General features: G+C 65.4%; 15 protein-coding genes. 12 read left to right on the top strand and 3 right to left on the bottom strand.

Going from position 1 to position 18302, the window contains the following annotated elements:
* Positions 1–49: 49 nt before the first annotated feature.
* Together rho and trxA are read right to left on the bottom strand one after the other, a co-directional pair.
* Positions 50–1825, bottom strand: coding sequence for a transcription termination factor Rho (gene rho, locus BLR66_RS14945; protein WP_093288785.1), 1776 nt, complete (start codon positions 1823–1825; stop codon positions 50–52).
* A 260-nt stretch (positions 1826–2085) separates the two neighbouring features.
* Positions 2086–2433 (bottom strand): thioredoxin TrxA, encoded by a 348-nt coding sequence (gene trxA, locus BLR66_RS14940; RefSeq protein ID WP_093288782.1) that lies wholly within the window; start codon positions 2431–2433, stop codon positions 2086–2088.
* Positions 2434–2650: 217 nt separating this feature from the next.
* On the opposite strand from trxA, the gene rhlB reads away from it, so the two are divergent.
* The 5 genes from rhlB (at position 2651) to ung (ending at position 7713) form a co-directional block, all read left to right on the top strand.
* Entirely contained in the window at positions 2651–4336 is a 1686-nt protein-coding gene (gene rhlB / locus BLR66_RS14935; RefSeq protein ID WP_093288780.1) for an ATP-dependent RNA helicase RhlB, read from the top strand.
* Between the two features lie 104 nt (positions 4337–4440).
* The gene (gene ftsE, locus BLR66_RS14930) at positions 4441–5127 is read left to right on the top strand and encodes a cell division ATP-binding protein FtsE (RefSeq protein WP_093288777.1); all 687 of its coding nucleotides are present in this window, start codon (positions 4441–4443) and stop codon (positions 5125–5127) included.
* Entirely contained in the window at positions 5124–6077 is a 954-nt protein-coding gene (gene ftsX, locus BLR66_RS14925; RefSeq protein ID WP_093288773.1) for a permease-like cell division protein FtsX, read from the top strand. The genes ftsE and ftsX overlap by 4 nt, the downstream gene beginning before the upstream one ends.
* 5 nt (positions 6078–6082) lie before the next feature.
* Positions 6083–6925, top strand: coding sequence for a response regulator (locus BLR66_RS14920; protein ID WP_176943902.1), 843 nt, complete (start codon positions 6083–6085; stop codon positions 6923–6925).
* An 80-nt stretch (positions 6926–7005) separates the two neighbouring features.
* Positions 7006–7713, top strand: a complete 708-nt coding sequence (gene ung, locus BLR66_RS14915; protein ID WP_093288769.1) for a uracil-DNA glycosylase — start codon at positions 7006–7008, stop codon at positions 7711–7713.
* Positions 7714–7801: 88 nt separating this feature from the next.
* On the opposite strand, the gene BLR66_RS14910 is transcribed toward ung, so the two are convergent.
* Positions 7802–8350: a DUF2059 domain-containing protein gene (locus BLR66_RS14910; RefSeq protein ID WP_093288766.1), complete on the bottom strand. Its 549-nt coding sequence runs from the start codon at positions 8348–8350 to the stop codon at positions 7802–7804.
* A 117-nt stretch (positions 8351–8467) separates the two neighbouring features.
* Here BLR66_RS14910 and arfB point away from each other — a divergent pair, with 117 nt between their 5' ends.
* The 7 genes from arfB (at position 8468) to BLR66_RS14875 (ending at position 18297) form a co-directional block, all read left to right on the top strand.
* Positions 8468–8902, top strand: coding sequence for an alternative ribosome rescue aminoacyl-tRNA hydrolase ArfB (gene arfB, locus BLR66_RS14905; protein ID WP_093288763.1), 435 nt, complete (start codon positions 8468–8470; stop codon positions 8900–8902).
* Positions 8899–9501, top strand: a complete 603-nt coding sequence (locus BLR66_RS14900) for a lysophospholipid acyltransferase family protein (RefSeq protein ID WP_093288760.1) — start codon at positions 8899–8901, stop codon at positions 9499–9501. Before arfB ends, BLR66_RS14900 begins: the two co-directional genes overlap by 4 nt.
* Positions 9502–9712: 211 nt before the next feature.
* Positions 9713–11860: a peptidyl-dipeptidase Dcp gene (dcp, locus tag BLR66_RS14895; protein WP_093288758.1), complete on the top strand. Its 2148-nt coding sequence runs from the start codon at positions 9713–9715 to the stop codon at positions 11858–11860.
* A gap of 276 nt (positions 11861–12136) precedes the next feature.
* The gene (locus BLR66_RS14890) at positions 12137–12514 is read left to right on the top strand and encodes a DUF2946 family protein (RefSeq protein WP_093288755.1); all 378 of its coding nucleotides are present in this window, start codon (positions 12137–12139) and stop codon (positions 12512–12514) included.
* A gap of 53 nt (positions 12515–12567) precedes the next feature.
* Positions 12568–13848, top strand: a complete 1281-nt coding sequence (locus BLR66_RS14885; RefSeq protein ID WP_093288752.1) for a TolC family protein — start codon at positions 12568–12570, stop codon at positions 13846–13848.
* Entirely contained in the window at positions 13845–15098 is a 1254-nt protein-coding gene (locus BLR66_RS14880) for an efflux RND transporter periplasmic adaptor subunit (protein WP_093288750.1), read from the top strand. The genes BLR66_RS14885 and BLR66_RS14880 overlap by 4 nt, the downstream gene beginning before the upstream one ends.
* Entirely contained in the window at positions 15088–18297 is a 3210-nt protein-coding gene (locus BLR66_RS14875; RefSeq protein WP_093288747.1) for an efflux RND transporter permease subunit, read from the top strand. The genes BLR66_RS14880 and BLR66_RS14875 overlap by 11 nt, the downstream gene beginning before the upstream one ends.
* The last annotated feature ends 5 nt before the right edge of the window (positions 18298–18302 follow it).

The following is an 18302-nucleotide window of genomic DNA, read 5'->3' as shown; positions in this document are numbered from 1 at the left end:
AAAAAGCCCCGCGATGCGGGGCTTTTTTGTTTGTGTCGAGTTGCGTAATTCAGCGCTTCATCGAACTGAAGAACTCGTCGTTGGACTTGGTGTTCTTCATCTTGTCCAACAGGAATTCCATCGCCGTGATCTCGTCCATGGGATGCAGCAGCTTGCGCAGGATCCAGATCTTCTGCAGCAGTTCCGGTTCGATCAGCAAATCCTCGCGGCGCGTGCCGGAGCGGTTGATGTCGATGGCCGGGTACACGCGCTTCTCGGCGATGCGGCGGTTCAGATGCACTTCGCTGTTGCCGGTGCCCTTGAACTCTTCGTAGATCACTTCATCCATCTTGCTACCGGTCTCGACCAGAGCCGTGGCGATGATGGTGAGCGAACCGCCTTCTTCCACGTTGCGCGCCGCGCCGAAGAAACGCTTCGGGCGGTGCAGGGCATTGGCGTCGACGCCGCCGCTGAGCACCTTGCCCGAGCTGGGCACCACGTTGTTGTAGGCGCGGGCCAGGCGGGTGATGGAGTCCAGCAGGATCACCACGTCCTTCTTGTGCTCGACCAGGCGCTTGGCGCGCTCGATCACCATTTCGGCGACCTGCACGTGGCGCGCGGCCGGTTCGTCGAAGGTGGAGCTGATGACTTCGCCGCGCACCGTGCGCTGCATTTCGGTGACTTCTTCCGGACGCTCGTCGATCAGCAGCACGATCATGTGCACGTCGGGATGGTTGGTGGTGATCGCGGTGGCGATCTGCTGCATCAGGATGGTCTTGCCGGCTTTCGGCGGCGACACGATCAGCGCGCGCTGGCCTTTGCCCTGCGGCGCCATCAGATCCATGATGCGGCCGGAGATGTCTTCGCTGGAGCCGTTGCCGCGTTCCAGAGTGAAGCGGCGGCGCGGGAACAGCGCGGTCAGGTTCTCGAACAGCACCTTGCCCTTGCTGGCTTCGATCGGCTCGCCGTTGATGGTGTCCACCACCGACAGCGCGAAATAGCGTTCGCCGTCTTTCGGGAAACGGATGCGGCCGCTCAGGTGGTCGCCGGTGCGCAGGTTGAAGCGGCGGATCTGGCTGGGCGAAATGTAGGTATCGTCCGGGCCGGCCAGGTAGCTGGCCTCGGCCGCGCGCAGGAAGCCGAAGCCGTCGGGCAGGATTTCCAGCACGCCGTCGGCGGCCACGCCTTCGCCGTGGCGGGTCAGCACTTTCAAGAGGGCGAAGATCACGTCCTGCTTGCGCGCGCGGGCCACGCCTTCGTGGATGCTCAGCTGCTCGGCGATGTCGAGCAGCTTCTGCGCCGGCATGCGCTTGAGGTCGCTCAGCGAATACTGCGGGAAGCCTTCGGGGACGCCCGGAGCGGGGCCGCGCGGCACGAAGGGCTCGTTGGCGCCGTTGTCGCTGGGCAGGCCGTCGTTGCGCGGACGCTGGTCGCGATCGCGGCGGTTGCGGAAACGGTCGCGACGGTTGTTGTTGCCGCCGCCGCCGTTCTGGAAGCGGTTCTGGTTCTGGTCGCGCGGCTCGCCGTCCTGCTGCTGGCCGCCCTGGGCCTGGCCTTGCGGATTCTGGGAGGGTTGGCCGCTGCTTTCCTGGCCGCCGCCCTGGGCGTTGCCGCCTTGGGATTGCGGTTGCGAAAGCGCCGGCTGCGGCTGCACGGCGGCAGGCTGCGCGGAAGGTTCGGGTCGCGGCGCCGGAGGCGCGGCGGGAGCCGGAGGAGGGGTGCTGGGAGCAGGCGCCGGGGCGGCGGGTGCTTCGGAGGCGGGGAGGGCCTTGGCGACGCGCGGCTTGCGCACACGCTTCTCGGCAGGAGCGCCGGCGTCGCCGGCTTCAGGGGTGTTATCGGACAAAGTTGCGATTCCTCGCTACGGTTGCGAGCGCCAGCGGAATGCGGGCGGGACGGTGAAAGGGTGGGCTCTCGTAATGAGTGCGGTCAGATGGGTGCGGCGCAGACCCCGCGCCGGATACTGCTGAAACTAGCACCGGGAAGCGGCGGCGGCAAGCGCCGCGCGACCAAGCCGTTCAGCTGGAGGGCTTCGCAGGCCCCTGACCCGGTCTTATGGGGAGGCTGCGTGGGTCGGGGGCGTAGCCCCGACCCACGGAAAACTGATCAGGCCGCCGAGGCGGTCGAGCCGATGCCCTTTTCGATCATCTGGGTCAGCTGGCCCTTGCCCACGGCGCCGACCTGGGTGGCCTGGACCTGGCCGTCCTTGAACAGCAGCAGCAGCGGGATGTTGCGCACGTGGTACTTGATGGCGGTGGCGCGGTTCTCGTCCACATTGAGCTTGACCACCTTCAGCTTGCCCTCGTAGGTCTGGGCCAGCTCGTCCAGGACCGGGGCGATCATCTTGCAGGGACCGCACCATTCGGCCCAGAAATCCACCAATACCGGTTCGTCGGACTGCAGCACGGCGGTCTCGAAATCGGCATCGCCGACGTGTGTCACCTTATCGCTCACTTTGGGGTCTCCTGCGGGGTCCGCGGAGGGCGGGGCCCGGTTGTGGGCCGAAATGCCGGCCTCCGCATTGCTGTAAACTGGGGCGTTCCGCGATTCCGTTCAAGGGTTTGCCCCTGGATTCGCGTACACCGGCATGGAACGCAGTGTGCGACGCCGGTGACGACGATGCAAGCGCATCGACCCGCGCAATGCGCGAAGAAAGCCCAAAGAAGAAAGCATGAGCGATAAGCCGTTAACCGATATCACCTTTTCCTCGTTCGACCTGCATCCGGCCCTGCTCGCCGGACTGGAAGCCGCCGGATTTTCGCGCACCACGCCGATCCAGGCGATGACGCTTCCGGTCGCGTTGCCGGGCGGCGATGTCGCCGGCCAGGCGCAGACCGGCACCGGCAAGACCCTGGCCTTCCTGGTCACGGTCATGAACCGTCTGCTCACCCGTCCGGCGCTGGCCGACCGCAAGCTGGAGGATCCGCGCGCGCTCATCCTCGCGCCGACTCGCGAACTGGCCATTCAAATCCACAAGGACGCAGTGAAGTTCGGCGCCGACCTGGGTTTGCGTTTCGCGCTCATCTACGGCGGCGTCGATTACGACAAGCAACGCGAACTGCTGACCCAGGGCGTGGACGTCATCATCGCCACGCCGGGCCGCCTGATCGACTACGTGAAGCAGAGCAAGGTCGTTTCGCTGCATGCCTGCGAGATCTGCGTGCTGGACGAAGCCGACCGCATGTTCGATCTGGGTTTCATCAAGGACATCCGCTTCCTGCTGCGCAAGATGCCCGAACGCACCACACGGCAGACGCTGCTGTTCAGCGCCACGCTCAGCCACCGGGTGCTGGAGCTGGCGTACGAGCACATGAACGAGCCGCAGAAGCTGGTGGTGGAGACCGAATTCATCACCGCAGCCAAGGTGCGCCAGAAGGTCTATTTCCCGGCCAACGAGGAAAAGATCCCGCTGCTGATCGGTCTGCTGTCGCGCAGCGAAGGCGCGCGCACCATGATCTTCGTCAACACCAAGGTGTGGGTGGAGCGCGTGGCGCGTTCGCTGGAGCGGGCCGGCTACCGTGTCGGCGTGCTGTCGGGCGATGTGCCGCAGAAGAAACGCGAGTCGCTGCTCAACCGCTTCCAGAAAGGCCAGCTCGAGATCCTGGTGGCCACCGACGTGGCCGCGCGCGGCTTGCACATCGATGGCGTGTCGCACGTGTACAACTACGATCTGCCGTTCGACGCCGAAGACTACGTGCACCGCATCGGCCGCACTGCGCGTCTGGGCGCCGAGGGCGACGCGATCAGCTTCGCTTGCGAGATCTACGCGCAGAGCCTGCCCGACATCGAGGCCTACATCGAGCAGAAGCTGCCGGTGGAATCGGTGACCGCCGAACTGCTGACCGCCCTTCCGCGTCCGCCGCGCGCTGCACCGCAACCGGGCGATGAAGTGGACGAAGACGCTGGCGAAAGCATCGGCACGATCTTCAAGGAAGCACGCGAACAGCGCATCGCCGACGAGCAGCGTCGTGGTGGCGGCCGCAGCGGCGGCAGCGGTTCCGGCCGCAGCGGCAGCGGTCCTTCGCGTCCGCGCAGCGGTTCGGCCGGCGCTACTGGCGACCGCGGTCCGCGCCCGCCGCGTCCACCGCGCAGCGAGAACCTCACCGCTTCGGTACCGGCTGCCGCAGCGCCGGCCGCCAATGCCGGGCCGGTCCCGGCGGCCGCAACCGACGCCACGCGTCCGCCGCGCAAGCGCCGGCGTCGCCGTCATGGCGTGCCGCTGGAAGGCGCGGTCGCGAACCCGGGTCCGCAGCAGGTACAGGCCGCACCGGCCTCCAAGGCTGCGGCGCCCGCCGACAATTCTTCGTTCCTGACCAAGTTGGGACGCAAGCTCAAGTCGCTGGTCTCCGGCGGCTAGTAGGGTCGGGGCTACGCCCCCGACCCTCAATGCACCAAACACCGCGCGCGTCGGGGATGTAACCCCGACCTACTAGTGGAAAGGGAACAGGGCATAATCGCGGCATGAGTGTTCTGCGATTCGAAAACGTCAGCAAGCAATATCCCGGCGGGCACGAAGCCCTGTCCGATGTCAGTTTCGAAGTCGCCCAAGGCGAGATGCTCTTCGTCACCGGACACTCCGGTGCGGGCAAGAGCACGTTGCTCAAACTCATCCATCTCAGCGAGCGGCCCACCCGCGGTGCGGTGGTGTTCGGTGGACGCAATCTGTTGAAAGTCCGCGGCGGGCGTATTCCGCTGCATCGCCGCGAAGTCGGCGCCGTCCACCAGGACCATCGGTTGCTGGCCGAGCGCAGCGTGGCCGAGAACGTCGCCCTGCCGCTGATCCTGCGCGGCGACCGCCGTGCCGACATCGGCAAGCGCGTGCGCGAAGTACTGGCGCGCATGGGTCTGGGCCATCGAGAGAAGGCGTTGCCTTCGCAGCTTTCGGCGGGCGAGCAGCAGCGCGTGGGCATCGCCCGGGCCATCGTCGCCGAGCCGCGCCTGCTGGTGGCCGACGAACCCACCGGCAACCTCGACCCCACGCTGGCGGCCGAAATCATGTCGCTGTTCGCTTCCATGCCCCAACGCGGCACCAGCGTGCTGGTGGTCAGCCACGATCTGGCCCTGATCAAGCGCATGAAGAAGCGCGTGCTGATCCTGGACCACGGCAAGCTGATGGACGATATCTCCCCGGCGGACCTGGCCGAATGAGTGGTGCCAGCGAGAACGCCAAAGTCGCCGCCGGCCCGCGCTCGGGCGTGGGCATCTGGCTGGACCAACATCTCTACAGTTTCGTCGCCAGCCTGGGCCGCGTGCTGCGCCGGCCATGGGCCACGCTGCTGACCATCGGAGTGATGGGAGTGGCGCTGGCCTTGCCGCTGGGCCTGGGGCTGGCGCTGGAGAACCTGCAGCATTTCGCCGGCAGCGTGGAGCAGTCGCGCGAGATCGACGTGTTCCTGAAACCCGAGATCGAAGTCGCGCGCGCGCAGGCGCTGGCGGCGGAACTGCGCGGACGCGGCGACGTGGCCAAGGTGGAAGTGCGCACGCCGGAGCAGGGACTGGCCGAGTTCCGCGCGCGTAGCGGTCTGGGCGATGCGATCGGCGCACTGGAAGAGAATCCGTTGCCCAGCCTGCTGATCGTGACCCCAGGCAAAGACGACGCCGGCCTGGTGGCGGCGCTGGAGCGCCTGCCGGAAACCGGTCTGCTGCAGCACGACGCGGCCTGGCGCCAGCGCCTGCAAGGCTGGCTGGGTTTCGGCGAACGCCTGGCCTGGGTGCTGGCGGCGCTGTTCGGCCTGGGCGCGCTGCTGGTGGTGGGCAACACCGTGCGCCTGGACATCCAGTCGCGGCGGGAGGAAATCGGCGTACTGCAGCTACTGGGCGCCACCGACGGCTTCATCCGCCGTCCTTTCATCTACCTCGGCGCGTGGTACGGACTGGCCGCTGGCGCGCTGGCCTTGGGTCTGCTGGCCGCGGCAGCGTATGCTCTGCGCGCGCCGCTGCATGCATTGGCGCAAAGCTACGGTAGCGGTTTCGCACTCAGCGGACTGGACCCCTTGCGTGCCGCAGGTTTTCTGCTGGCCGCCACGGCGATCGGTTGGCTGGGTGCGTGGCTGGTGACCGGACATTTCCTGCGTCAAACCCGACCGACGGAAACCTAGGCCCTATGCATTCGCAAGAGCTTCGACATCTGATCAGCGACACCCCGCGGGTGATGGTGGTCGACGGTTCGAAGATGGTGCGCAAGATGATCGCCGACGTGCTTACCCGAGAGCTGCCGGGCGTCGAAGTCATCGGCTGCGCCAGCGTGGCCGAAGCGCGCAAGGCATTGGAGGGCGGCGCGGTGCACCTGGTCACCACCTCGCTGGCGCTGAAGGACGGCGACGGGCTTGAGATCGCGCGTGCGGTGCGCGAATCCGCCGGGCAGGCCTATGTGCCGGTGATCGTGGTGTCGGGCGACGCGCAGCAACATCTGGTCGAACGCCGTTTCACCGAATACGTCACCGACTATTTCGACAAGTCGCTGGGCCACGAGGCGCTGGCGGCCTTCATCCGTGGCTACGTGCAGCCCGAACCGGTCGCCGGCGCCACCGTGCTGTACGTGGAAGACAGCCGCGTGGTGGCCGAAACCACCAAGCGCATGCTGGAACGCCACGATCTCAAGGTCGTCCATGTGCTCAAGGCCGAAGACGCCTTCGCCCTGCTCACCGCCGAATCGCTGGGCCATTCCACCCACCGTTTCGACCTGGTGCTGACCGACGTGACCCTCAAGGGCGAGCTCAGCGGCCGCGATGTGGTGCAGCGTGTGCGCATCGATTTCGCCTACGGCAAGCGCCGCCTGCCGATCCTGGTGATGACCGGCGACGACAACCGCAACAACCAGTCCGAACTGCTGCAGGCCGGCGCCAACGATCTGGTGCTCAAGCCCATCGAGGAACGCTTGCTGATCACCAAGGTGCTGTTCCAGCTGCGCGTGTCGAGCATGGGCGAGGCTCGTTCGCTGGTGTGAACATGCGTGATGCTCTCTGGCGGCGTCAATTTTCTTGACGATTCCAATCAATCATCGCGCCCGAATTTCATTCTCCCCTCATGCCCGACAACGACAACATCAAACTAGAACCCTCCTGGAAGGCGAAAGTCGGCGACTGGCTGCAACGTCCCGAGATGCGCGAGCTGTCGGCGTTCCTGCGCCAGCGCAAGCAAGCCGGGGCGCACATCTTTCCGCCGGGTCCGCAGATCTTCGCAGCCTTCGATGCGACGCCTTTCGAGGAAGTGAAAGTCGTGATCCTGGGCCAGGACCCGTACCACGGCGCCGGACAGGCGCACGGCTTGTGCTTTTCGGTGCTGCCGGGCATTCCTGTGCCGCCGTCGCTGGACAACATTTTCAAGGAAATCAACAGCGACCTGGGCATCCCGCGGCCGGACCACGGCTGCCTGTTGCCTTGGGCGCGGCAGGGCGTGCTGCTGTTGAACGCGGTGCTGACCGTCGAAGAAGGCCGCGCGGGCGCCCATCAGGGCAAGGGTTGGGAAGGATTCACCGACCACGCCATCGAAACGCTGGCCCGCGAACGCGAGGACATCGTGTTCCTGCTGTGGGGAAGCTATGCGCAGGCCAAGGGCAAGGTGATCGATGCGCGCCGCCACCGCGTGCTGCGCGCGCCGCACCCCTCGCCGCTATCGGCGCATCGCGGCTTCCTGGGCTGCCAGCACTTCTCCTCGACCAACCAGTTCCTGGCGCAGAAGGGCAAAACGCCGATCGACTGGCGGCTGCCGCCCAGGGCGGACCTGAAGCTGTAGGAGCGGGCCCTGCCCGCGACGCTTTGAATATCGCCCGGAGGCCGCCCAAAAGCGTCGCGGGCAGGGCCCGCTCCTACGAGGTCTCTGGTTACCTTTTCTTTTTCTTCTTCGCAGGCGGAGTGACTTCCGGCGCCGGCGTTTCCTTGGTCGATTCCTTCAGCTCGGTCTGCAGTTCTTCCATCATCGGGATGATCTTCTTCTGGATCGCGCCCATCAGGTTCTGCATCAGCGCCGGAGTCTTGTCCAGCAGGTTCTTGCCGGCCGGACTTTCGTAGAACTTGGCCATGGCCCGGACGTCTTCGCTGCTGAAGGTCTGCTTGTAAACATCGATGTACAGGGGTCGCATCTCGTCCCAGGACAGGGCCTTGCGCACGATCTGGTTGGTGCGCGACTGGATGCGTTCGACCTCGGCTTTCTGTTCGGCGCTCAGGTCCTTGCCGCTGGTGATCTGCTCGAACTGCTGGCGCTGCATCTCCTCCATCTGCGGCAGGATCGCGTTGAGCATGCTTTGGGCGCGCGAGGCCTTGAGCAGGCGCTCGATGTCGGCATCGGTCGGCGGGGCGGCCAGCGCGGTGGCGGCGCACAAGGCAAGACAGGCGGCAGCCAGCAGGCGCGGAAACAGGCGTGGAATCGGCATGCCGGTGGTTCCTGGAACGGATGAAGGGAGACGCATAGTGCCCAGCGCAAAGTAAACGACCGGTTAAGCCGGAGCCGTCGGATTCCAGCGGCGCCGCATCATGCCTACAATTGACCGATGGGGAGCGACGCACTCGAAATCACGCCTACCTTGGCGATACCCGAGACCGAACTGGTAGAACGCTTCGTGCGCGCCAGCGGCGCGGGCGGGCAGAACGTCAACAAGGTTTCCACTGCGGTGGAACTGCGCTTCGACCTGGCCGCTTCGCCGTCGCTGCCCGAACCGGTGCGCGAGCGCCTGCTGGCCAAGCGTGACCGCCGCATCACCGATGAGGGCGTGCTGGTGATCGATGCGCAGCGCTTCCGCACCCAGGAGCGCAACCGCCAGGATGCGCGCGAGCGCCTGGCCGCCTTCATCGCCACCGGCCTGGCTGCGCCGAAGAAGCGCATCGCCACCAAACCTTCGCGCGCCGCAAAAGCGCGGCGCCTGGACGCCAAGCGTGGCCGCGGCGAAATCAAGCGCGGACGTTCGAACAAGGGAGTGATCGATTGAGCGATGCGACGGATCTGATTCCCGCCATCCCGCCCCTCATGCCGCAAGTGAAGCCCAATCGGTTCACCCGGTGGCTGGGCCGTACGGCCTTGAGGCTGGGAGGCTGGCGCATCGTCGGGCCGATTCCTGATCTGGCCAAGGCGGTGCTGATCGTGGCCCCGCACTCGTCCAATTGGGACGGGTACTGGGGAATGGCGGCGAAAATAGCGTTGGGCCTGGAGGTGCGGGTGCTGGGCAAGACGCAACTGTTCTGGTGGCCGCTGGGGCCGCTGCTGCGGCGATTGGGGGCCATACCAGTGAACCGCAGTTCGCCGCAGGGAACCATCGAGCAGGCGATCGCGATCATCCGCGACTTCGACCGCATCTGGTTCACCCTGACCCCGGAAGGCACGCGCAAGCGCGTGGAGAAGTGGAAGACGGGGTTCTGGAAAATCGCGCGCGCGGCGGATGTTCCCATCGTCATGGCCTATTTCCACTACCCGGAGAAGATCATCGGCATCGACCGGGTCTTCCAGCCCACCGACAACCTGCAGCAGGACATGGCGCGTATCCGCGAGTACTACCGCCCGTGGCAGGGCAAGAACCGCGGCACCGTCTGACGTTATATGGCCGTGGGAGCGGCGTCCCGCCGCGAGCTCTTCGCTTCGCAGCCTGGAAAAGCAAAAGCTCGCGGCGGGACGCCGCTCCCACCCCGTTGTTCACGTCGCCGTTTCCACTGAACCGGGGCTTTGCGCCGCACCTTCGACACATGCGCCGGACGGTCCGGCGCGCTAGGGTAGCCGGCTTGTTCCCTGACCCTGGAAGCGCTCCATGTCGCGTACCGTAGTCCTCGCCGCCGCCATCAGCCTGGCCCTTGCGGCCTGCACCGGAAAATCGCCCGAAACCGTGACTGAAACCACCCCCACCGCCACACCCGCCGCCGCCGAAAACCCGCTGCTGACCCCCAGCACGCTGCCGTTCGGCGCGCCGGTGTTCGACAAGATCAAGGATGCCGACTATCTGCCCGCCTTCGAAGAGGGCATGAAGCAGCACCTGGCCGAGATGCGCAAGATCGCCGACAACGCCGAGCCGGCTACTTTCGGAAACACCATCGAAGCGATGGAACGCACCGGCGAGACCTTGAACCGCGTCAGCCGCATTTTCTTCGGCCTGGTCCAGGCCGATACCAATGAAGCGCGGCAGAAGATCCAGGAAGAAGTCGCGCCCAAGCTGGCCGCGCACCAGGACGAGATCGCACTGGATCCCAAACTCTTCGCCCGCGTGAAGGCGGTTTACGACGCGCGCGCCACGCTCAAGCTGGATCCAGAACAACTGCGCCTGGTCGAACGCGATTACCAGGAAATGGTCCGCGCCGGCGCGCAGCTGTCCGACGCCGACAAGGACGTGATGCGCAAGCTCAACGTGGAAGAGACCACCCTGTCCACCGAGTTCCACAACAAGCTGGTCGCCGCTGCAGCCGCCGGCGCGGTGCAGGTCGATGACAAGGCCAAGCTCGACGGCCTGTCCGAAGGCGACATCGCCTCGGCCGCGCAGGACGCAGCCGCGCGCAAGCTCGAAGGCAAGTGGCTGCTGGCCTTGCAGAACACCACCCAGCAGCCCGTGCTGGCTTCGCTGAAGGATCGCGAACTGCGCGCCAAGGTGCTGGAGGCATCGGAAACGCGCACCGAGCACGGCGACAGCAACGACACCCGCAAGATCGTCCAGCGCCTGGCCCAGCTGCGCGCGCAGAAAGCCAAGTTGCTCGGCTTCGACACTTACGCGGCCTACAGCCTGGCCGACCAGATGGCCATCACGCCGGACAAGGCGCTCAAGCTGCTGACCGACACCGTGCCGGCCGCCACCGCCAAAGCGCGTAGCGAGATCGTCAAGATGCAGGCGGTGATCGACCAGCAGCAGGGCGGCTTCAAGCTGGCCGCCTCGGATTGGGACTTCTACGCCGAACAGGTGCGCAAGGCCGAATTCGATCTGGACGAATCGCAGATCAAGCCGTACTTCGAAATGGACAACGTGCTGCACAACGGCGTGTTCTACGCCGCCACGCAGATGTACGGCATCACCTTCAAGGAACGCAAGGACATCCCGGTCTACAACCCCGACATGAAGGTGTATGAAGTCTTCGACAAGGACGGCAGCTCGCTGGCGCTGTTCTACACCGACTACTTCAAGCGCGACAGCAAGTCCGGCGGCGCGTGGATGGACGTGTTCGTCGAACAGGACGGCCTGACCGGCGCCAAGCCGGTGGTCTATAACGTCTGCAACTTCACCAAACCCGCCGCCGGCCAGCCGGCGCTGCTGAGTTTCGACGACGTCACCACCATGTTCCACGAGTTCGGCCATGCGCTGCACGGCATGTTCTCGAAGGTGAAGTACCCCTCCATCGCCGGCACCAGCACCTCGCGCGACTTCGTCGAGTTCCCGTCGCAGTTCAACGAGCACTGGGCTTCGGATCCCAAGGTGTTCGCCAACTACGCCAAGCACTACAAGACCGGCGAGCCGATGCCGCAGGCGCTGGTCGACAAGATCAAGAAAGCCGGCAAGTTCAACAGCGGCTACGCCACCACCGAATACCTGTCGGCCGCGCTGCTCGATCTGGCCTGGCACACGCTGCCGGCCGACGCGCCGCTGCAGGACGTGGACAAGTTCGAAGCCGACGCGCTGAAGAAGTTCAAGGTCGATCTGGCCGAAGTGCCGCCGCGCTACCGCACCAGCTATTTCGACCACATCTGGGGCGGCGGCTATTCGGCCGGCTACTACGCCTATTTCTGGTCGGAAGTACTGGACGACGATGCGTTCGAATGGTTCAAGGAACACGGCGGCATGACCGCCGAGAACGGCCAGGTCTTCCGCGACAAGATCCTCTCTCGCGGCAACACGGTCGACCTGGCCACCCTGTACCGCGATTTCCGCGGCAAGGATCCCAGCGTGGAACCGCTGCTGGAGAATCGCGGCTTGAAGTAAGCGCCAGCGGAAGTGCCGGAATCGGGAAACGGGATGGCTTCGCGGCCATCCCGTTTTTCATGCACGCAGGATTGGTGGGAGCGGCGGCGTGGGAGCGGCGTCCCGCCGCGAGCTCTTGATCCACCTTTGATCCACCTTTGATCCACCTTCCTTCATCCGCAAGCATAGAAGCTCGCGGCGGGACGCCGCTCCCACCCTCATTGACTGCCTCTTGGCCCGCTAGTGCCTTGGCTGTAATTGCTTAACAGGCCAGGCGTCCCGTAGCATGCGGACTCGATGATCCGCATGCTTCGCCACCGCATTGCCAGGTTGCTGCGCCTTCCCGCGTTGGCATTGCTTGTGCTTGCGGTGCTGGTGAACCCCGTATTCGCCGCGGTAGGCGATCTGCATGAATTCAGTCGTGGCGGTGCGGACCATGCGCAAGCGTCGGACTCGCACGACCATGCCGACGAGGCTGGCACGCAACAAGAAGGCACAGACCTGCTGCACGCCCTGATGCACGCGGCGCATTGCTGCGGCCATCTCACGGCGATCCTATCGACTCCTTTCCTGGCGCACGCGCCGCTGTTTTCCGTCGAGGCGCCGGCACCGGCATTCGCGGCCCCGCATTCGCCTCCGCGTACCGATCATTTCCGGCCTCCGATAGCGATCTGACGTTTCCCGGCGATACGCCGGTCCTTCGTCATCGATCTTTTTGGAGAATTCCCATGTGGTTGCGTTCGACGGCACTGGCCGTCTTCGCGGCCGCGTCGTGCTTGCCGGCATGGGCGCAGCCGCCTGAAACATTGACCCTGGACGATGCGTTCGCACGCGTCGCCCAATCCCATCCCGACCTGCGCCTGATCGACGGCCAGCGCAACGTATTGTCGGCAGAAGCCGAACGCGCTGCGCTAAAACCGGCCTGGGTTGCTGGCCTGCAGATCGAAAATGCGCTCGGCACCGGCGACGCCGGCGGTTTCAAGCAAGCGGAAATCAGCCTGACCCTGGCTGGCGTACTGGAGCGTGGCGGCAAGCTGGATGCACGCCGCGTGCTCGCGCAGACGCGCATCGATTCGCTGGCGCTGCAACGGGAAACCAAGCGGCTCGACCTGCTGGCCGAAGTCGCGCGCCGTTATCTCGCCATCAACGCAGCGCAGGAACAGCACCGCATCGCCGATCTGGATGTCGCCCAGCGGCAGCGCACCGTCGTGGGCGCAAGACAGCGTCTGGCAGCGGGCGCATCGCCCGAGTCGGTCGTACTGACCGCGCAGGCCGCGTTGGCGCGCGCGGAAATGGAACGCGACCGCGCCGGGCAACGCAGTGCGGCCGCGCGCCAGCATCTCGCTGCCTTGTGGGGCGAGCGCAAACCTGCATTCGGCGTAGTCGCGGGCGACCCTTTGCTTTTGCCGGATATCGCCGACTTCGCGGCGCTGGATGAACTGCTCGTCAGCACGCCGGAGCTATCGCGGTTCGCCGACGAGCGACGCATCGGCGAAGCGCGGCTGCAACTGGCGCGGAGCCAGGCCGTGCCAGATCTGGATTGGCAGGTCGGCGTGCGCCGCCTGCAGGCTACGGATGATTTCGCGCTGATCGGCAGTGTTTCCATGCCGTTGGGAAGTTCGCGCCGCGCCCAGCCCGACATCCGTGTCGCGGAAGCGGAGCTGGCGCTGGTCGAGATAGAACGCGAGGCGCAAGGGTTGTCGCTGTATTCCACCCTGTCCGAAGCGCATGGCCGCTACCGCGTCGCCCAGCTGGAAGTAGCCCGATTGCAATCGGAGGTACTGCCCAAGCTCGCCAGGGCCGAGAGCGCGGCAGAGCGCGCTTACCGTGGCGGTGCGATCAGCTATCTCGAATGGGCGCAGTTGCAGTCCGAGCGCACCAACGCACGCAAGCAACAACTCGAAGCGGCACTGGAAGCCCAGCGCGCACTGATCGAAATCCAACGGCTCACCGGCCAGGCGTTCGTCGCCGGCCCTGCGCCGCAGACCCAACAGGAAACGACACCATGAAAGCGAAGAACTTGATCGGCGCACTGGCATTGGCGTTACTGCTGGGCGCTTGCGGAAAGGACGCGACCGAAGAGCATAGCCATGAGGAAGGCGGCGAGCACGCGGAAGCGGAGGAAGCGAGAAAAGGAGAGCACGGCGGCAGATTGCTGGAGCAGAGCGGCTATACGGTAGAGCTGGCCATCGCCGAGGACGGAACGCCGCCGAAGTACCAGGCCTGGATGTACGAAAGAGACAAGCCTTTGTCCGCGTCCGCGGGCGTGGTGGAAGTCAGACTGAAGCGCCTCGGCGGTATCGCCGAGAACCACATTCTCAAGCCGCAGACCGACGGCAGCCTGATGGCCTCCAGCATCGTCGGCGAACCGCATTCGTTCGACGTCGAAGTGCTGGCGAAGATCGGAGGCAAGGCTCTGCGTTGGGAATATCCCAGCTATGAAGGGCGCACGGAAATCACCGCTGGCATCGCGGCCGATTCCGGCATCCGCGTAGCCCCGGCCGGTCCCGGCGTTATCGCGGACGAACATGAAGTGCAGGGCCTGCTCACGCCGATGGAAGGCCGCGTCGCCAACGTGATGGCGCGCTTTCCGGGGCCTATCCGCACGTTGCACGCCAACGTCGGCGACCAGGTGCGCGCGGGCCGGGCGCTGGCCACGGTGGAAAGCAATCTCAGCCTGACCGCCTACACCGTCAGCGCGCCGATTTCCGGGGTGGTGCTGGCGCGCAATGCCTCGGTGGGTTCGGTCGCCAGCGAAGGCTCGCCACTGTTCGAGATCGCCGACCTGTCTTCGCTATGGGTGGACCTGCACATCTTCGGTTCCGACGCCCAGCACATCCGTCCCGGCGTGCAGGTCAAAGTCACGCGCATGAGCGATGGCGCCACCGTCGAGACCGTACTCGAAAGAGTGCTGCCTGGCACCGCGACGGCAAGCCAGAGCACCGTGGCGCGCGCGACCATCGCCAACGCCGACGGCCTGTGGCGCCCGGGTTCGGCGGTGAAGGCGCGCATCACGGTCGAGCAGCAGCCCGCCGCGCTGGTAGTGCCGATCTCGGCGCTGCAGAACTTTCGCGACTGGGAAGTCGTCTTCATCCGCGTCGGCGACACGTACGAAGTGCGTCCGGTGGAACTCGGCAAGCGCGATGCCAACCAGGTGGAGGTGCTGTCGGGCCTGAAGGTCGGCGATGCCGTGGTGACCGAACAGAGCTACCTGATCAAAGCCGACATCGAAAAGTCCGGAGCTTCCCATGACCATTGACGACCGCAAGCAAGAAGCCCGCGGCGCGCTCGAAGGCGTCGTCCGCTTCGCCATCGCCCATCGTTGGCTGATGCTGGCGCTGACCCTCGCGCTGGTCGCACTGGGCGCATGGAGTTTCACCAAGCTGCCCATCGACGCCACACCCGACATCACCAACGTGCAGGTACAGATCAATACCGAAGCCGCCGGCTACTCGCCGCTGGAATCCGAACAACGGGTCACCTTCCCCATCGAGACTGCGATGGCGGGATTGCCGGGACTGGACTACTCGCGCTCGATCTCGCGCTATGGATTGTCGCAAGTGACGGTCGCCTTCAAGGACGGCACCGATCTGTACTTCGCGCGCCAGCAGGTCAGCGAACGGTTGCAACAGGCGAAATCGCAACTGCCCGACGGCCTGGAACCTGAGATGGGACCCATTGCGACCGGGCTGGGCGAAATCTTCATGTACACCGTCGAGGCCAAGGCCGATGCGGTGAAAAAGGACGGCACGCCGTGGACATCCACCGATCTGCGCACCCTGCAGGACTGGGTGGTGCGGCCGCAGTTGCGCAATACGCCGGGCGTGACCGAGGTCAACACCATCGGCGGCTTCGCGCGGCAGATCCACATCACCCCGGAACCGTCGAAGCTGGTCGCGTTGGGCTTCACTCTGCACGACGTGGTCGCCGCCGTCGCCGCCAACAACCAGAATATCGGCGCGGGTTATATCGAGCGCAGCGGGCAGCAGTTCCTGGTGCGCGTGCCCGGACAGGTCGCAGACCTGGATGCCATCCGCGATATCGTGCTGGATCGCCGCGAAGGCGTGCCGATCCGCGTGCGCGATGTGGCCGAAGTGGGCGAGGGCCCGGAACTGCGCACCGGTGCCGCCACCCAGAACGGCAAGGAAGTGGTGCTGGGTACGGTGTTCATGCTGGTCGGCGCCAACAGCCGCCAAGTCGCCCAAGCATCCGCGGCCAAGCTCAAGGAAGCCAATGCCAGCCTGCCTGCCGGCGTGCAGGCGATGCCCGTGTACGACCGTACCGCCCTGGTGGACCGCACCATCGCCACCGTGTCGAAGAATCTGGTGGAAGGCGCCCTGCTGGTGATCGTGGTGCTGTTCCTGCTGCTCGGCAATTTCCGCGCCGCGCTGATCACCGCGGCGGTGATCCCGCTGGCCATGCTGTTCACCGTATTCGGCATGGTCCGCGGCGGCGTTTCCGGCAACCTGATGAGCCTGGGCGCGCTCGACTTCGGTCTGATCGTCGATGGCGCGGTGATCATCATCGAGAACTGCCTGCGCCGCTTCGGCGAAATGCAGCACCGGCTGGGCAGGGTGATGACCGAGGAAGAGCGGCATGATGCGACTGCATCGGCGACGGCGGAAGTGATCCGGCCCAGCCTGTTCGGCCTGGGCATCATCGCCGCCGTGTACCTGCCGATCTTCGCGCTGACCGGCATCGAGGGAAAGATGTTCCACCCCATGGCGATCACCGTGGTACTCGCGCTGACGGGCGCCATGCTGCTGTCGCTCACTTTCGTTCCCGCGGCCATCGCGGTGTTCCTGGGTGGCCGCGTGGACGAGAAGGAAAACCGGGTAATGCAATGGGCCAGGCGTCGCTATGAGCCGTTGCTCGCCTGGTCGTTGCGGCGCGGCAAGTGGGTCATGGGCGGTGCGCTGGCATTGATGGCGCTGTGCGCGCTGCTGGCCACGCGACTGGGCAACGAGTTCATTCCCAATCTGGATGAGGGCGATATCGCCCTGCACGCATTGCGCATTCCCGGCACCAGCCTGGACCAGGCGGTGAAGATGCAATCCACGCTGGAGGCGCGCATCAAGAAGTTTCCGGAGGTCGAGCGCGTGTTCGGCAAGCTGGGTACCGCCGAAGTCGCCACCGATCCCATGCCGCCCTCGGTGGCGGACACCTTCCTGATGATGAAGCCGCGTTCGCAATGGCCGGATCCGCGCAAACCACGCGATGAACTGGTGGCAGAAATAGAAACTGCGGTGAAGCAGTTGCCGGGCAACAACTACGAGTTCACCCAGCCCATCCAGATGCGCATGAACGAACTGATCTCCGGCGTGCGCGCCGATGTGGCGATCAAGCTGTATGGCGACGATCTGGACACCCTCGTGGAGGTCGGCAAGCGCATCGAGGAGGTGGCTAAATCGGTCTCCGGAGCTGCCGACGTAAAGCTCGAGCAGGCCACGGGATTGCCCTTGCTCACGGTGACGCCGGATCGCAACGCACTGGTGCGCTACGGCCTGAATCCTGGCGTGGTGCAGGAAACCGTCGCCACTGCGGTCGGAGGTGAAGTGTCCGGCCAGTTGTTCGAAGGCGATCGCCGTTTCGACATCGTCGTGCGCCTGCCCGAACGCCTGCGCCAGGATCCCGCGGCATTGGCCGACCTTCCCATTCCGCTGGGCGGCAGCGACAACGCCGACGAATCCAGCCGCAGCGGCGGTTTCAGCGCAGGCGCGCCGCGCACCGTGCCTTTGCGCGAGGTGGCCAGGATCGAAACCCTGCAAGGCCCCAATCAGATCAACCGCGAGAACGGCAAACGACGCGTGGTGGTGACGGCCAATGTGCGCGGCCGCGACCTGGGCGGCTTCGTCGGCGAACTGCGGCAGCGGGTCGATGCCGGAGTCGAAGTGCCGACCGGTTACTGGATCGATTACGGCGGTACGTTCGAGCAGCTGATCTCCGCCAGCCAGCGGTTGTCCGTGGTGGTGCCGGTGACTCTGGTCATCATCTTCGCGCTGCTGTTCATGGCCTTCGGTTCGGCCAAGGATGCGGCGATCGTGTTCAGCGGAGTGCCGCTGGCGCTGACAGGCGGAGTGATCGCACTGGCCCTGCGCGGCATTCCCTTGTCCATTTCCGCAGGGGTCGGCTTCATCGCGTTGTCGGGCGTGGCGGTGCTCAACGGACTGGTGATGATCGCCTTCATCCGCAAGCTGCGCGAACAAGGCGACGCGCTGGACGATGCCATCGTCGATGGCGCGCTGGCCCGGCTGCGTCCGGTGCTGATGACCGCATTGGTGGCCTCGCTCGGTTTCGTGCCGATGGCGCTCAACGTGGGCGCCGGTTCGGAAGTGCAGCGGCCGCTGGCGACCGTGGTGATCGGCGGCATCGTTTCCTCCACCTTCCTCACCCTAGTGGTGCTGCCGGTGCTGTACCGCTGGCTGCATGGTGAAAGAACGATGCGGACCAAGGCATAGCAGGT

The sequence above is a fragment of the Pseudoxanthomonas sp. CF125 genome (assembly GCF_900104085.1).
Lineage (GTDB): Bacteria > Pseudomonadota > Gammaproteobacteria > Xanthomonadales > Xanthomonadaceae > Pseudoxanthomonas_A.
This window is presented reverse-complemented; position numbering and strand designations above follow the sequence as displayed.

Bases quoted from the DNA above. Each gene is read 5' to 3' on its own strand.
- ftsE (WP_093288777.1), top strand. From the start codon at position 4,441: ATGAGTGTTCTGCGATTCGAAAACGTCAGCAAGCAATATCCCGGCGGG.
- BLR66_RS14880 (WP_093288750.1), top strand. From the start codon at position 13,845: ATGAAAGCGAAGAACTTGATCGGCGCACTGGCATTGGCGTTACTGCTG.
- dcp (WP_093288758.1), top strand. From the start codon at position 9,713: ATGTCGCGTACCGTAGTCCTCGCCGCCGCCATCAGCCTGGCCCTTGCG.
- BLR66_RS14910 (WP_093288766.1), bottom strand. From the start codon at position 8,350: ATGCCGATTCCACGCCTGTTTCCGCGCCTGCTGGCTGCCGCCTGTCTT.
- rhlB (WP_093288780.1), top strand. From the start codon at position 2,651: ATGAGCGATAAGCCGTTAACCGATATCACCTTTTCCTCGTTCGACCTG.
- BLR66_RS14890 (WP_093288755.1), top strand. From the start codon at position 12,137: ATGATCCGCATGCTTCGCCACCGCATTGCCAGGTTGCTGCGCCTTCCC.
- ftsX (WP_093288773.1), top strand. From the start codon at position 5,124: ATGAGTGGTGCCAGCGAGAACGCCAAAGTCGCCGCCGGCCCGCGCTCG.
- ung (WP_093288769.1), top strand. From the start codon at position 7,006: ATGCCCGACAACGACAACATCAAACTAGAACCCTCCTGGAAGGCGAAA.
- BLR66_RS14920 (WP_176943902.1), top strand. From the start codon at position 6,083: ATGCATTCGCAAGAGCTTCGACATCTGATCAGCGACACCCCGCGGGTG.
- BLR66_RS14885 (WP_093288752.1), top strand. From the start codon at position 12,568: ATGTGGTTGCGTTCGACGGCACTGGCCGTCTTCGCGGCCGCGTCGTGC.
- arfB (WP_093288763.1), top strand. From the start codon at position 8,468: ATGGGGAGCGACGCACTCGAAATCACGCCTACCTTGGCGATACCCGAG.
- BLR66_RS14875 (WP_093288747.1), top strand. From the start codon at position 15,088: ATGACCATTGACGACCGCAAGCAAGAAGCCCGCGGCGCGCTCGAAGGC.